11 protein-coding genes are annotated in these 15,563 nt (G+C 35.9%); 6 read left to right on the top strand and 5 right to left on the bottom strand.

Annotated features, from left to right (window positions below; all coding sequences use genetic code 11):
* The first annotated feature begins 359 nt into the window (after positions 1-359).
* Both QZ136_RS10525 and QZ136_RS10530 read left to right on the top strand, forming a co-directional pair.
* Complete coding sequence (locus QZ136_RS10525; protein ID WP_291403238.1) at positions 360-1,517, top strand: DUF5009 domain-containing protein; 1,158 nt, start codon at positions 360-362, stop codon at positions 1,515-1,517.
* Positions 1,518-1,559: 42 nt separating this feature from the next.
* Positions 1,560-4,391, top strand: coding sequence for an insulinase family protein (locus QZ136_RS10530; RefSeq protein ID WP_291403240.1), 2,832 nt, complete (start codon positions 1,560-1,562; stop codon positions 4,389-4,391).
* A gap of 65 nt (positions 4,392-4,456) precedes the next feature.
* On the opposite strand, the gene QZ136_RS10535 is transcribed toward QZ136_RS10530, so the two are convergent.
* The gene (locus tag QZ136_RS10535) at positions 4,457-5,986 is read right to left on the bottom strand and encodes a family 10 glycosylhydrolase (protein ID WP_291403242.1); all 1,530 of its coding nucleotides are present in this window, start codon (positions 5,984-5,986) and stop codon (positions 4,457-4,459) included.
* Between the two features lie 220 nt (positions 5,987-6,206).
* Between QZ136_RS10535 and QZ136_RS10540 the strand changes: the two genes are divergently transcribed.
* Entirely contained in the window at positions 6,207-7,115 is a 909-nt protein-coding gene (locus QZ136_RS10540; RefSeq protein ID WP_291403244.1) for a hypothetical protein, read from the top strand.
* Positions 7,116-7,127: 12 nt separating this feature from the next.
* Here the strand turns inward: QZ136_RS10540 and QZ136_RS10545 are convergent, their stop codons facing one another.
* From QZ136_RS10545 to QZ136_RS10560, 4 genes are all read right to left on the bottom strand, one after another.
* Positions 7,128-10,859: an ATP-binding protein gene (locus QZ136_RS10545; protein ID WP_291403246.1), complete on the bottom strand. Its 3,732-nt coding sequence runs from the start codon at positions 10,857-10,859 to the stop codon at positions 7,128-7,130.
* A 67-nt stretch (positions 10,860-10,926) separates the two neighbouring features.
* Complete coding sequence (gene fabD / locus QZ136_RS10550; protein ID WP_291403248.1) at positions 10,927-11,808, bottom strand: ACP S-malonyltransferase; 882 nt, start codon at positions 11,806-11,808, stop codon at positions 10,927-10,929.
* Between the two features lie 32 nt (positions 11,809-11,840).
* Positions 11,841-12,473: a GTP cyclohydrolase I FolE gene (gene folE, locus QZ136_RS10555; protein WP_291403250.1), complete on the bottom strand. Its 633-nt coding sequence runs from the start codon at positions 12,471-12,473 to the stop codon at positions 11,841-11,843.
* Between the two features lie 23 nt (positions 12,474-12,496).
* A complete protein-coding gene (locus tag QZ136_RS10560; RefSeq protein WP_291403252.1) occupies positions 12,497-12,907 on the bottom strand; it encodes a 6-carboxytetrahydropterin synthase in 411 nt (136 codons plus the stop codon).
* An 80-nt stretch (positions 12,908-12,987) separates the two neighbouring features.
* On the opposite strand from QZ136_RS10560, the gene mqnB reads away from it, so the two are divergent.
* Genes mqnB through rfaD form a run of 3 tightly spaced genes read left to right on the top strand, consistent with a single transcriptional unit; the run spans position 12,988 to position 15,493 of the window.
* Positions 12,988-13,632, top strand: coding sequence for a futalosine hydrolase (gene mqnB / locus QZ136_RS10565; protein ID WP_291403255.1), 645 nt, complete (start codon positions 12,988-12,990; stop codon positions 13,630-13,632).
* Positions 13,629-14,504, top strand: coding sequence for a 1,4-dihydroxy-6-naphthoate synthase (locus QZ136_RS10570; protein ID WP_291403257.1), 876 nt, complete (start codon positions 13,629-13,631; stop codon positions 14,502-14,504). The genes mqnB and QZ136_RS10570 overlap by 4 nt, the downstream gene beginning before the upstream one ends.
* Before the next feature lie 23 nt (positions 14,505-14,527).
* Entirely contained in the window at positions 14,528-15,493 is a 966-nt protein-coding gene (gene rfaD / locus QZ136_RS10575; protein WP_291403259.1) for an ADP-glyceromanno-heptose 6-epimerase, read from the top strand.
* Positions 15,494-15,563 lie beyond the last annotated feature (70 nt).

Here is a 15,563-nt window from a genome sequence, read left to right on the forward strand (position 1 = left end):
TTTGTGAGGAGTGTTCGAAATGACGGGGTTTTATTAATTTAAAGCCTAAACTCATTAATACCGTCATTCCGTGGGAAGTACGACGAGGAATCTCATCAATGATAATCTGAGCTTTCAGGATGAGATTTCTCCACTCATCACATTCAATTTTTAACTCATATTTTGTGAGGAGTGTTCGAAATGACGGGGTTTTATTAATTTAAAGCCTAAACTCATGAATACCGTCATTCCGATGGAGGTACGACGAGGAATCTCATAAATTTAAAATCCCATAATCCTCCCATCAAGAACTCAAACAGAACGAATTTTATCTTTCCAGCATAATTGTAAATGCTATAAAGCAATACTATCTTTATAGCATGACTGAACCATCAATTCTTCAAAAATCGCCGGCAAGGCTCTTATCCTTAGACGTTTTTAGAGGCCTCACTGTTGCCGCAATGATCTTAGTAAATAATCCAGGTAGCTGGTCGCATATTTATGCACCATTAAAACATGCTGATTGGCATGGCTGTACACCTACAGATCTAATTTTCCCCTTCTTTCTTTTTATAGTTGGGGTCTCCATTTCTTATGCTCTTGGTAGCAAAAAAGGAAATGTTAAGGATTCAAAATTACTCATCACAGCCGCTAAAAGAGCCTTGATTTTATTCGGATTAGGCCTTTTCTTAAATCTCTTCCCAAAGATATTTACAGAACCTATCGAGGCACTTAGCACTGTTCGCATTCCTGGAGTTCTGCAACGTATTGCTGTAGTCTTCTTCATAACCGCCTTAATTTTCGTTAAAACTAGTCAGAAAACCCAAGTAAGACTCTTCTTTGGAATTCTAATTAGCTATTGGCTACTCATGACTTTCGTCCCAGTACCAGGTGTTGGTTATGCCAACTTGGAAAAAGAAACCAATTTAGGTGCTTGGTTAGATCGTACTATACTTACTGAAGCACATTTGTGGAAATCTGCCAAAACATGGGATCCTGAGGGAATATTAAGCACTTTGCCAGCGGTAGCCACTGGACTTTTCGGATTATTGGTTGGAACTTGGTTAAAACGCAAAGATAGAGATGAAGCAGTTAAAATCTCTTGGATGTTTAGTATCGGGACCTTAGCAATTGTTTTGGGCTTAATTTGGGACTTATTTTTCCCAATAAATAAAGCCTTGTGGACCAGCTCTTTCGTTTTATATGCTGGGGGCTTAGCAACAAGTGGGCTAGCATTATGTTATTGGCTAATAGATGTACAAGGCTATAAAAAAGGCACTACTCCATTTGTAGTTTATGGTGTAAATGCCATCACGGTATTTTTCCTTTCGGGATTAATTCCAAGAATATTAAGCATGATTAAAGTCAACATGCCCGATGGAACTAGCTTAAGTTCAAGAGTATGGATGTATGAAACATTTTATACCCCCTATTTTTCACCAATTAATGCTTCATTAGCCGGAGCTGTAACATTTATCTTAATTTGGCTTCTAATACTATGGTTAATGTTTAAAAAAAATATTATTGTTAAAGTTTAAATTTTTTCCACTATATTGCTTATCCACTATAAATTTTAATATATGAGAACTGTTAATAAATTTTTAAGCTTCTCGGTCGCATTGGTGATTGCGGTTTCCGGAATAGCAAATGCTCAGCCAAAGGCTAAGAGCAAAGATGGCGCGGCCACCGAGGTCATTCCCTTGGATCCGGCAGTTAGAACTGGTAAACTACCTAACGGATTTACCTATTATATTCGTAAGAATGTAGAGCCTAAAAACAGGGTTACTCTATATCTTGCTAATAAAATAGGATCTATCATGGAAAATGATGATCAGCTTGGTCTGGCGCATTTTATGGAACACATGGGATTCAATGGTACAAAGAATTTTCCAAAGAATGATTTAGTAAACTATCTACAAAAAACTGGTGTTCGTTTTGGTGCTGATTTAAATGCATACACCAGCTTCGATGAAACTGTTTATCAGCTTCCTATCCCATCAGATGATCCTGAAATTCTTAAGAATGGTATTCAAATCATGCGCGACTGGGCACAGGATGCTACGCTAAGTGATGAAGAGATCAATAAAGAGCGTGGCGTGGTTATAGAAGAAAAAAGATTAGGAAAAGGTGCTCAACAACGTATGCAAGATCAATTCCTACCTATGCTTTTCAATAATTCACGTTATTCAAATCGTTTGCCAATTGGAACGGAAGAAGTATTAAAGAATTTTACACCTGCAACTTTACGTCAGTTTTATACTGATTGGTACAGACCTGATCTTCAGGCCCTTATTGTAGTTGGAGATATTGATGTTGATGCTATGGAGCAAACAATCAAAGCAAAATTCTCTGATCTTAAAAAGCCAGCAAAACCACGTGTACGTACAAGGTACACTATCCCTTTGCTTAATAAAAACCAATTTATTACTGTTACAGATAAAGAGTTTCCTGTAACTGTAGCGCAAATCATTGTCAAGCATCCAGAATCAAAGCTAATCACCAAAACTGATTATAGAAATAGCATTGTAAGATCATTATTCAACCAAATGTTAGGTGCACGTTTTGCAGAATTAAGCAAGCAAGCTAACCCTCCATTCTTACAAGGTGGTGCTAATATTAGTGCATTCCTTGCGGGACTTGATAATTATAGCGCATTTGTTGTGGCTAAGCCTGGAGAAATGGAAAGAGGCTTCAAAGCGGTACTTACTGAATCTGAGCGTGTACAACGTTTTGGATTTACTGAAACTGAGCTTGAGCGTGCAAAGCAATCTTACTTAACAGACATGGAATCTTCTTTCAAAGAAAAAGATAAAACGCCATCAAATAGTTTTGTTAACGAATACCTACGTCATTTCCTTGAGGATGAGGCTAGTCCGGGTATTGCATATGAATTCAATTTAGCAAATAGCTTAACTTCTGGTATTACTTTAAGTGATATCAATAGCTACTCAAAAAAATACATTACTGATGTAAACCGCGACGTAATTATCATGGGTCCTGAGAAGGATAAAGATAAGTTACCGAATGAAACTACTGTTGAAAAATGGATAACAGACATCAAACAAAGCAATGTTACTGCTTATGTTGATCAAGTTTCTGATAAGCCACTTTTAGCTGCTAAATTGAAAGGCGGAAAAATTGTCTCTGAATCAAAAACAGCAGAAATTGGCGTAACTGAACTAAAATTAAGTAATGGGGTAAAGGTTATTTTAAAGCCTACCGACTTTAAAAATGATGAAATTAGCTTCTCGGCTTTTAGTCCAGGAGGTACTTCACTCTATAGCGACGCTGATTTCCAATCGGCATCTTTTGCTACAACAATTATTAGAAGTGGTGGTATTGGCGAATTCAGCTCAGTTCAACTTCCTAAATTATTAAGTGGTAAAATTGCTTATGTTAGCCCATACATCGCTGAGAGATCTGAAGGTTTATCAGCATCAACTACTCCTAAAGATCTTGAAACAGCACTTCAATTAACTTATCTATACTTTACTTCTCCACGTAAAGACGCTGAAACCTTCAAAGGTTTAATTGAGCAGCAAAAAGGTGGTTTAGCTAACAGAGGTAATGATCCAAATAGTGTTTTCGCTGATTCTGTATCGGCTATCTTAGGAAATTATAATGTTCGCCGTACCGGTCCGAGTATCGAGAAATTAAATCAAGTGAATTTGGATAGAGCTTTTGAAATTTATAAAGAGCGCTTTGCTGATGCAAGTGATTTCACCTTTGTATTTGTTGGTAATTTTGATGCTGAGAAAATCAAGCCTATGCTTGAGCAATATTTGGGATCATTGCCATCATTAAATCGTAATGAGAAAGCTAAAGACCTTGGAATTAATATCCCTGCAGGGAAATTAGACAAGAAAGTTTACAAAGGTCAAGAGCCTAAGGCAAGTGTACGCTTGGTATTTAGTGGTGATTATACCTATAGCGAAAAGCACAATAATCAATTAGACGCTTTAGCGGAAGTACTTACTATCAAACTGATTGAACGCCTTCGTGAAGATGAGGGTGGTGTTTATGGAGTTGGTGCTCGTGCATCTTATTCTAAAATGCCTAAAGGTAGATATACTTTCAATATTTCATTTGGTTGTGCGCCTGAAAACGTTGAAAAACTGATCAGCTCTACCCTAGATGAAATTAACAAAATCAAGGAAAAGGGTGCTCTAGCGGGTGATATTGAAAAATTCATCGCCGAAGAAACTCGTTCAACTGAGACTCAAGTTAAGGATAATAATTTCTGGTTAGGTTATTTAACTAATCAATACCAAAATGAGGAAGATCCTAAACAGGTTTTAAAATATGTTGAATCCTTAAAAGAAGTAACTCCTGAAGTGTTAAAGTCGGCAGCGCAAGTACGCTTATCTGATAACTTTATCCGTTTGGTATTACTTCCTGAAACTAAAAACTAAGGAAAAAATAAGGCAAAAAAAATCCGGTTCATAACTGAACCGGATTTTTTTTGTGCTAATATCTACTATTTTACACTTATCGAAACTGAATTAGATTGCTCACTTTCATTCTTCAAGCGGTCAATCGCTCTAAGAATATAAACATACGACTGTCCAGCACTCACACTTGTATCTGTAAAACTTGTCTTAGAAGCATCAAAAGAAATGTGAACAATATTTTTAGCTTGCTCAGAATCAATTTTTTCGCTTTTGTTAAAGCGATACACTACATAGCCAAAGGATTTCTCTCCATCACTTGCCACTAGAGGCTCTTCCCAGCTCAACTCAGCCACTTTATCTACAGATTTAACAATTAGGTTACGTGGTGCATTAGGCTTCACTGCATCGATCCATGGCATAGTTGGTTGGAGTGCAGGATAACGATAAAAATTAGTCCGAAGCGAATCTTGTACCCCAGCCAAATTATTTGTTACAGACTTAGAGCTAAAAAACACGCTGCCCTGAATATTTGAATTTTTTCTTAAGTACCTAATTTGATCGGGTATCTGCTGGCGATTACTCCATCCTAAACGATTCTCCGTAGCACGATAGGCAGCCTGACCAATATATACATGTTTACCAAAGGCATTATCAGCCCACCAATCAGTTAATTTATCATAAGGAGCAACTTGATAACCAAAAGGAAAATAAATTTGAGGGTTTAGATAATCTATCCAGCCTCTTTGAACCCATTTACGGGCATCCGCATATAGTTTACCATAGCCATCAAAACCATTACTCACTGAACCTAGAGGATCTTGAGATTTATTTCTCCAGATTCCAAAAGGACTTATTCCAAACTTGACATGTTTTTTTGTAATACGGATATTGTTAGATAGAGCATGTATTAAAGTATCCACATTATTACGTCTCCAATCGTCTATGTTTTTAAATCCCGATCCATGCTTTTTAAATGTTTCACTATCCTTAAGTGGCTGATTTGCCTCAGGATATGGATAAAAATAATCATCAAAATGAACCCCATCAATATCATAATTCTTAACTACATCCAGAATTACATCAACAATATATTGACGCACCTCTGGCAATCCCGGATTAAATAATTTTTTGCCGCCATAAGTAAAAAACCACTCAGGTTTTTGCTTGGTAATATGATTCGGACTTGTGTTGAAGTCTATTAGGTCAAAAGTTGCGCGATAAGGATTAAACCAAGCATGTAGCTCCATCCCACGCTTATGCGCCTCCTCAATAGCAAATTCTAATGGATCATAATAAGGTGTAGGTGCTTTCCCTTGCGTACCCGTCAAAAATCGGCTCCACAATTCGCGACTCTTGCCATAAAGTGCATCTGTAGCGGGACGAATTTGAAAAATTACTGCGTTTATTCCTGTCTTATGATGAGCATCTAAGATGCGTATCAATTCCGACTTTTGAATATCTGAATTCAATCCCGGTTTTGAAGGCCAATCAATATTAGCAACTGTAGCAATCCAAACACCTCGGAATTCACGCTTGGGATTTGTAATATTTTGAGAATTGGCCAATATAGGCAGAACTAAAAGGCATAAAAGTAGAAACAACAGATTTTTTTTCATTAGATTTTTAGATAAGTGCATAAAGATAATAATCTAATGTATTGCTAGAAGCCTTAAAGATGGAGAATTGAAAATTTAAAAAAGATCAAGCAAAACTTATTAACAATTTTTGAGGATTAAAAAACAATAATTATTATTCTTAAACAATATATTTGCCCTTGCCGATGTTTTATCTATAAGATTTTATTAATTATTAAAATCTATAACCTAAAAATCACAAATGGAAAATCTAGAAAAACCCGTAAAAAGGGACTCAAATAAGATATATTTTTTAATTGCAGTAATTATTGCTTTGCTTGGTACAAACACCTATTTGTTTTTAAAAGATAAGCAGAGCGAGAAGCGAATAGTGAGTATTAGTGATGAAAAAACTAGAATGGAGACCGAGATTGATAAAATTGAGGCCGAACTAGATAATGCCACGAGCATGAACATTCAGCTTACTGAAGAGATGAAGGCTGAACAAGAAAGTGCAAGACAACAAATTGACCGACTCAGAGCAGCTTTATCGAAGGGCCAGCTAACACAAGCACAGCTTCTTAGAGCTCAAGATGAAATTAAACAACTGAAAAATCTCGTAGCAAAATATAGCGCTGAAATAAAAGAACTGAAAAATCTAAATGCTAGTCTAACTGAAGAACGTAACGAGTTAAAATCAACAGTAGATTCGGTTAGCTATAAAGCATCCGACCTAGAAAAACAAAACGAAGAGCTTAGCAAAAAGGTTAAAGTAGCGGCATCTCTTAAAGCAGGAAGTGTGTCTATTATGGCTCTAAATGTTAAAAATAATGGTAAAGAAACTTCGGCAAGTAGAGCCAATACCACAGACAAATTGAGAATAAACTTCTCTATCGTGCAAAATCCATTAGCACAAAAAGGAATGCATAATATTTACCTTAGAGTGGTAGATCCAAGTGGTAACCTCATTATCTCTAATAATAGTGGCACCTTTAATTCGGAAGAGGAAGAACTTCAATACACGTATAAAACCGCAGTAGAATATGCAAACGATGGTAAAACATATTCAGTAGACTGGTCTAATAACGGTAGTTTCCAGAAAGGGAATTATACTGTGCTATTATATTCAGACGGTTACTCAATGGGAAAAGGTTCAATTAGTTTAAGATAATCGAACATCCTTTTATAATCCTTCCCAATCTAAAGGAATGGATATAAAAAAGGTGGTTCCCATTCCAGGTACAGTTTTAAATCGAATAAGTCCCCCAATACTTTCGATTGTTTGCTTTACAAATGCAAGCCCTAATCCTGTTCCTGAAGTTTTTGTGGTAAAATTTGGTGTAAATATTTTTTGACCTAAATCTTCTGGTATACCTGAGCCATTATCTTTTATTTCAATGTGCACAAAGCCTTCTCTACAATAAATAAATATCCTAATAATGCTCCTTCGCTTGTTGGAACGAGCTTCAATAGAGTTTTTAATAAGATTATTAAAGCATCTTAAAAGCTGATCTTTATCAGCCTTAATTAAGGCTTCTATTCCACTCATATCTTCAAAAATAATGGTGGTATGTTCTGATTGACGGTAAAGAACAATAGATTGCTCAATAACTTCTTTCACATTAACCTGCTCCAAAACAGCCTCTGGCATTTTGGCAAAACTTGAGAATTCAGAAGCAATGTGAGCAAGACTCTCAATTTGCTCAATAAAAGATTTATTAAAACGCTCAAATTTTTCATCAAACTTAGGGTCTTTTTCTCTCCATGACCTTTCAAGAAGCTGTATACCTAATTTAAGAGGCGTTAGTGGATTTTTAATCTCATGTGCCACCTGTTGTGCCATCTCACGCCATGCGGTCTCACGCTCAGATATAGCCAGCTTCTGTGCACTTTCCTCCAAAGCAGCAATCATATTATTGTATTCACTAACCAAATTACCGATTTCATCATTACGCTTCCATAAAATGGGTTCATTTTTTCGACCTATTTTAGTCTCACGCAAGCTTTTTTGTATAAGAGTAAGTGGATTAGTAATTCGATTAGCCACAAATACAGCAAAAAAACCAATGGCCACAAATACTAAAGCATAAACGTTAATCAAGGCATTTAAAAAAATCCCAATCCGATCTTGGTAATCCTTCTCATTCGAAAAATAGGGTAATCCCAAGTAGGCAATTTCTTCATTTCTACTATTTCTAATTGGAACATATGCCACAATAAAAGAAAGTTCACCTATTTGCTCAGTATTGATATATTCAGACTTCTGCAGCCTATTCAAATACAAATAGGATAAAGAATTCATTTTAGGCGCAATTAATTGATTTTCATATATTTTGGGTTGGGTAGAAAGAAGTAACCGCCCATTCATGTCAAAGAGATTAAGGTCAACACCATTGATATCTGCAAAAGCATTAAAAGCGATTGCCGTTTGTTCATCAGCAGAAATTAATCCATTATTGAACAATTGCTTATTTATACCTGCCGAAATTTTATTCAATTTATCTAGAACCAATTCTTCTTGCTGCTCACGATATTGCGTACTAATATTATAGAATGTAATGAATCCTGTAATAGTCAGAGTAATTACAACAGCGAAAACCATTGAAACCTGAATTCTGGTCTTATAAAGCATCTTATTTGCCCTAACAAGATAGTTCCATCTAAAATTTCGCCAACTAGGATGATAATGTAGGAGGCTATACCAAAGCCATCTAATCACGTATAAAAAAGTAGCAAAAAGAAGAAATAACAAAAAGATAAAAGAAACAGATGCAAGCTGATCAAGCAAATTAGTTTTTTCTCTACTTACAATTATTAAGCTACGTGAGTTAGGCTGGAAAATTAAATGACTATACTGGCGCCCATTTTCTGAATTATTATCGAATAAAAATTCGCCCTTCTTACCACTAAACTCATAATTTCTTAAATTATAAACATACTTTCCATGCTGGTTTAACAATCTACGATCCTTATAATAGGCATAAGAATATTCATTGAGCTGTAAATCATCTCTTATTTTACCATCAACAAGTAGCTCAGGGAATGCACCAACCTCAGCTAAAGGTTTTGACTTAAGCTCCAAAACAAGTGTGCCTACTTGATCATTTTGATTTTTTATTGGAAGCAGCGCAAAATATTGCTGAAAACCAAAAGTATTATTACGCTGATAAAAATAATCAGATACCTTTAATGAGCCTTTGAGGACTAAATTTTTAAAATTTGAAAGAGGAATATTCCTATCACCCTTCAAAAACTGATTATTGGTATCATATTCATAAGATTCAAAATCAAATTTAGAGAGATAACCAGCCAAATATAGTTTCATCAACCTTGTTTTTAAGGCATTATGGCTTGAAAGTGGCTTATTGAAAAAATCAATCACAAACTGATCTTTCAAAATGTCTTTTTCCAAACTTAAAAAAAGTAAAACCGCATTGGGATCTGAAGAGGATTCTAGCTTTGTAGCCAGTAACTTACGACTTTCACGTTCTTTTAACGATTGAAACCTCGAAAGCTTGATGGAGCCGATTAAGGCAAAAATAAAAAGACAAACAATCAGAGCTCCTATAGTTAAACGTCTCTCGTATTGATGAAAAGAAATACCAATAATGAGCAAAATGAGGGCAAAGAGCAGGAAAAAAACCGTGAAATCACTAAAAAATAAGCGATAAATTAAGGCTATGAGTAAGCCTAAACCAAAAATAAATAAACGCTCTTTTTTACTCAAACTTAATACAGAGCTAATACCTAAGGCCGAGCTTATTAATAAGAATAGATTTAAAATGGCCAGACAGAAAATCACGAGGCCCAGATAATTTAACCAGCCTGAATTTAAAATTTGTCCAACCTCGAAATTAATATTGGAATTAGTAATTAATCCGAAAAATAATTCATTAGTAATATATCCAGCCGCGCAAACAAAAAGACCTAAGACAATGAAAATTAGATAACTAACAAATTTGTTAATCGGTAATTTTACACTTACTATTTGAAAACGATAAGCATAAATAAAAGCTAAAATCCAGGTAAATGCTAAACTATTCAATAAAAACTCACCAATGGAAGGGAAGAAATAATTGGAGGCAAAATACTTAGGGTTAAAAATCTCCAACTCAAAATTATTGCTAAAAAATCTAAATTCGAGATCTAGAAGACGCAAACCTATTAATGTGCTAAATAAAAGAAGTATAGCCCATTTAACATAGCCTCTATCTGCAATCGAAACACAAAGGCTAGTTATAAATATTAAAAAGAACAAGATAGATAAAACCCACATTACCAGCTTTATAGCTAAATAAAAAGGCGGTGGATCATTAGACTTTAATTTGACCGAAAATAAGTACTTACCATCCAAATTTCGGATATTATATACCTCTTTATCTTCTAAATTTGCTATTTCTAGGCTATTTGATGGTAGCAAATCTTTCGCAAAATCATTGCGTAAATATTCATTTTGATAGGGATAGTCCGATTTTATCGGGATAAAACAAAGTACAGAAATGTCTCCCCAAGTCTTCTTGATAGCCTCAAAATAGCCATTCCCCTGTCGGATAAAATTACTTCCCTCTTTAAACTGCCTGTCTGTTTCGGGAGCAATTTGAATCCCACCTAAGAAAACTAGACGACCTTTTTCATAAGTATTAATAAAAATGTTTCGCTTTTCACTAAACTCAGAAATGAGATAACGTGCCCATTCTTCATTTGTCTGGATATTCTTGAGAGAATCACGAAATGAAGGATTACCAAGTATATTTCGTAGCAACTCCTCCTTTTTTTGGAGACGCCGCTCAATTTTACGGGCCTCCAAAGTAAGGATTTCTTCCTTCTTGATGGTATAATTAATAGTCAGGGCTGTGCCAGCAAAGCCAATTGCGAGCATAAGCAGAAGAAAACGAATTTTAAAATTTCCGCTCATGAATCATCATTTAATTAAATGCCCAACCTATTTACCTAACAAGAGGTATTTATTCGATTTTAGGAAATTATACCGTGGCACTTGAAGTCTCAACCGTACGGTCTACCTTCTTTACAAGCCCTTGTAATACATTTCCAGGACCCACTTCAACAAATGAAGTTGCACCATCATGAAGCATTTTCTCAATGGTTTGTGTCCAACGTACTGCACCTGTTAATTGTGCAATTAAATTATGCTTAATGCTTGGCACATCTTTATAAGGCTTTGCATCAATATTTTGATAAATAGGGCAAATAGGCTCTTTTATTTCGGTGTTTTCAATAGCAGCTTGCAATTCAACACGAGCAAGCTCCATCAATGGTGAATGGAAAGCACCACCCACATTTAGCTTTAAAGCGCGTTTAGCACCTGCTGCTAGCAAAAGTTCACATGCTTTATCCACACCCTCAATACTTCCAGAAATTACTAGCTGACCCGGACAGTTATAGTTTGCTGGTACAACTACATCGCTAACACGCTGACAAATATCTTCCACAGTAAAGTCGTCTAGACCCAAAATAGCTGCCATAGTGGAAGGCTGAATTTCGCAAGCCTTTTGCATAGCATTTGCACGAGCACTTACCAAACGTAATCCATCCTCAAAAGATAATGCTTCGGCTGCTACTAAAGCAGAAAACTCGCCCAAGGAATGACCAGCAACCATATCCGGATTAAAATTACTTTTTAACTCCTTAGCCAAAATAACCGAATGTAAAAAAATAGCAGGTTGTGTAACATTGGTCTGCTTTAAATCTTCATCAGTCCCCGAAAACATGATATCAGTTATTCTGAAACCTAAAATCTCATTGGCACGTTCAAATAAGTCCTTAGCACTAGAGGAATGCTCATAAAGGTCTTTTCCCATACCAATAAATTGGGCTCCCTGCCCTGGAAATATATATGATTTCATATCAATCTAATTTAAAAATTATAAAAAACGGCTTAAATTAAGCTCGCTGTAATCAACCTTAAAAATTCTTTACGTGTTGTTTCATTTACGAAAGCTCCTGTAAATGCTGAAGTTGTGGTCACCGAGTTTTGTTTCTGTATTCCACGCATCGACATGCATAAATGCTTACATTCAATCACAACTGCCACTCCAGCCGCATCAAGAGTATCTTGAATACAATCGCGAATCTCATTGGTTAAACGCTCCTGCACCTGCAAACGACGCGCAAAGGCATCTACCACACGTGGTATTTTACTCAATCCTACAATATGCCCATTGGGAATATAGGCTACATGAGCCTTCCCAAAAAATGGAAGCATGTGATGTTCGCACATCGAAAAAACTTCGATATCTTTTACTACAACCATTTGGTTATAGTCTTCCTTGAACATTGCGCTACGTAGGATATCTTCTGGCTTAGCATCGTATCCATGTGTTAAAAACTGTAAAGCCTTAGCTACCCGAATGGGGGTTTGAAGAAGTCCCTCGCGTGCTGGATCTTCACCCAACTCTACTAAAATCTCTTTATAATGAGCGGCAATACGTTCAATTCTAGCGGGATCGTAATGGTCAATTTTCGTATAACCATCCAATTTTTCTTCTGAAGTGTGCTTTTTTTCTTGCATTTATGATGCTAATTTATTTGAATTTAACCGAAATATTCAACGAAATTATTCTCGGTTTCATACAGTTTTACCGAATGTAAGGTAGCAAACTGATCGTTTACATGAGTTTTTAAAACCTCAAAAATAGTTACAGCTAGCACCTCCGTAGAAGCCATTTTGCCCTTCATAAATGCTACATCAAGATTAATATTTCTATGATCAATAACATCTGTTACATGCAATCTGATGATTCTTTTTAACTCTTTTAAATCAATTACAAAACCTGTTTCTGGATTGATTTCGCCCTTTACAGTTACAAAAAGCTCATAATTATGGCCATGCCAATTAGGATTTGAGCATTTTCCGAAAGTTTCCAAATTCTTTTCATCACTCCATTCTTCGCGGAATAGCTTATGAGCCGCATTAAACTTCTCTTTTCGAGTTATATAGATCATTTTTTATCAATTAAAACACAAATATACTGAAAGTAAAATATGCCTTAATAACAAATGAAGCGAATTGCGTAAATTGCAGCATGAAAATACTGCTTGTAGCTGCTACAAAGGCCGAGATAGAACCATTTTTAACGCATTTCTCTTTCAGAGATGAGCTTCCCTATGATAAAAGCTTCGGCAATTATCAAATAAAGGTATTAATTGGTGGAGTTGGGATGGTACCTACCGCATTTTCTGCTGGGAAAGCTCTCAGCGAGCATCATTTCGACCTAGCCATTAATGTCGGGATTGCCGGCAGTTTCATTACAGAGCTTAATCCTGGCGATGTGTGTCAAGTAAAAGAAGATACCTTTGCGGAACTAGGTGCCGAAAATGGGGATGAATTTTTAACCATAGAAGCCCTCGGATTAGGAAGAAGCACCTATTTTTCAAAACCTAACTTGTTTTTTCCAATGCTGAATAATTTAATGTCAGTGAAGGCCATTACAGTTAATAAAGTGCATGGAAACGAAAACTCTATTTCCAAAATAGTAGCTCAATTTAATCCCGATATTGAAAGTATGGAAGGTGCAGCCTTCTTTTATGCCTGTGAGCAGACCAAAACATGCTGCATACAAATTCGCGCTATTTCTAATATTGTGGAAAGACGCAATCGCGAAAAATGGCAAATCGGATTAGCTATAAAAAAACTAAATGACACTTTAATCCAGATTTTTGAATCATGAAGTTAAGTCTCGGATTTTCACCCTGCCCTAACGATACTTTTATTTTTGATGCCATGATTCATCAAAAAATTGATACCGAAGGTTTAGAATTTGAGGTGCTTTATGAGGATGTAGAAACCCTCAACCAAAAAGCATTTAAAAATGAACTCGATATCACCAAATTAAGCTACCATGCTTATGCACATCTTTGCGAACACTATGTTTTACTACATTCAGGCAGTGCATTGGGCTTCGGAGTTGGGCCACTTTTAATTTGTAAGAATGAGGATATTGCACAAGCTTTCGAGATAAATAACAGCAAGGATAGCCTAAAAAGGCTAAATAAGCCTATAGAAGAGCTTCGCATTGGTATTCCAGGAAAATACACTACCGCTAATTTTTTGTTGAGCTTAGCCTTTCCGGAAGCAAAAAATAAACAGGAAATGAAATTTTTTGAGATCGAATCGGCGCTAATTAATCAGGAAATTGATCTAGGGGTGATTATCCATGAAAACCGATTTACTTACCAAGAAAAGGGACTCCTAAAAATTATTGATTTAGGTGAGTTTTGGGAAAATCTTACCCATGGGCCAATCCCACTTGGTGGTATAATGATTAAAAGGAATATTCAGGATGATATTAAACACAAAGTAAACCGCATCATCAAGCGCAGTGTTCAATATGCTTTTGATCATCCTTCATCAGGTATGGATTTTATTTGCTCACTTTCTCAAGAAATGAGTAAAGATGTAGTTAATAAACACATCGAATTATACGTTAATCAATTTTCGCTTGATTTAGGCGATGTTGGGCGTAAAGCCGTGGAAACTTTCTTCGAGCATGCTCAAGAAGTGGGAATCATTCCTCAAACCAAACAAAACTTATTCTTATAATTGTACAAATTCATTTTTTTATCATGATCATCATAACAGGAGCAGCAGGATTTATTGGTAGTTGTTTAATTCAAAAACTAAACGATGAGGGTTATTATGACCTCATCCTCGTTGATGATTTCTCAAATGAATTAAAGAATAAAAATTTTGAAGGCAAGAAATTCGCAAGTAAAGTGGAACGCGATGTTTTTCCAACATGGCTACGCGAAAATCAGCTTCATGTTCAATTTGTCTTTCATATCGGCGCCCGTACAGACACTACCGAAATGGACCGAGAACTGCTTAACCGATTAAATCTCGATTATACAAAGAGTATTTGGAATATCTGCACAGAATTTGGATTGCCATTGGTATATGCTTCATCTGCAGCCACATACGGACTAGGCGAATTGGGTTACGATGATGATGAGAGTAAAATACCAATGCTTAAGCCTTTAAATCCTTATGGCGACTCAAAAAATGAGTTTGATATTTGGGCATTAAAACAAGACAAAAAGCCTTATTTCTGGACGGGATTAAAATTCTTTAATGTTTACGGTCCCAATGAGTATCACAAGGGCAGAATGGCCTCTGTAATTTTCCATACTTTCAATCAGATACAAAAAACTGGATCTATGAAATTGTTCCAATCACATAATCCTGACTTTAAGGATGGCGAACAAATGCGCGATTTTGTATATGTTAAAGATGTGGTCAATATCTTATATTTCTTGATGCACCACCGTAAAGATTCTGGCATCTATAATTTGGGGACAGGTAAAGCAAGAACCTTCCTCGACCTCGCTAAAAGTACTTTTTATTCCTTAAACAAAGACCCAGAAATTTCCTTTGTTCCAACACCTGAAGATATCCGCGAAAAGTACCAATACTTTACCGAAGCAAATATGAATAAACTACGCTCCATCGGTTATAGTCAAGATTTTTATAGCTTGGAAGAGGGGGTTAAAGATTATGTTTCTAATTATTTGGTTGGTACTAGATACTATTAGATACTAACTCTATGACATCCCCCAAGCCCTGAAAGGGCGTAATACCCTAACGATGTGGTATAGCCCATCG

It is taken from the genome of Daejeonella sp. (assembly GCF_017495225.1).
Taxonomy (GTDB): Bacteria; Bacteroidota; Bacteroidia; order Sphingobacteriales; family Sphingobacteriaceae; genus Daejeonella.

Excerpts from the sequence above, each read along its gene's own strand:
- folE (WP_291403250.1), bottom strand. The coding sequence starts at position 12,473 with ATGCAAGAAAAAAAGCACACTTCAGAAGAAAAATTGGATGGTTATACG.
- fabD (WP_291403248.1), bottom strand. The coding sequence starts at position 11,808 with ATGAAATCATATATATTTCCAGGGCAGGGAGCCCAATTTATTGGTATG.
- QZ136_RS10525 (WP_291403238.1), top strand. The coding sequence starts at position 360 with ATGACTGAACCATCAATTCTTCAAAAATCGCCGGCAAGGCTCTTATCC.
- QZ136_RS10535 (WP_291403242.1), bottom strand. The coding sequence starts at position 5,986 with ATGAAAAAAAATCTGTTGTTTCTACTTTTATGCCTTTTAGTTCTGCCT.
- QZ136_RS10530 (WP_291403240.1), top strand. The coding sequence starts at position 1,560 with ATGAGAACTGTTAATAAATTTTTAAGCTTCTCGGTCGCATTGGTGATT.
- mqnB (WP_291403255.1), top strand. The coding sequence starts at position 12,988 with ATGAAAATACTGCTTGTAGCTGCTACAAAGGCCGAGATAGAACCATTT.
- QZ136_RS10545 (WP_291403246.1), bottom strand. The coding sequence starts at position 10,859 with ATGAGCGGAAATTTTAAAATTCGTTTTCTTCTGCTTATGCTCGCAATT.
- QZ136_RS10570 (WP_291403257.1), top strand. The coding sequence starts at position 13,629 with ATGAAGTTAAGTCTCGGATTTTCACCCTGCCCTAACGATACTTTTATT.
- QZ136_RS10560 (WP_291403252.1), bottom strand. The coding sequence starts at position 12,907 with ATGATCTATATAACTCGAAAAGAGAAGTTTAATGCGGCTCATAAGCTA.
- QZ136_RS10540 (WP_291403244.1), top strand. The coding sequence starts at position 6,207 with ATGGAAAATCTAGAAAAACCCGTAAAAAGGGACTCAAATAAGATATAT.
- rfaD (WP_291403259.1), top strand. The coding sequence starts at position 14,528 with ATGATCATCATAACAGGAGCAGCAGGATTTATTGGTAGTTGTTTAATT.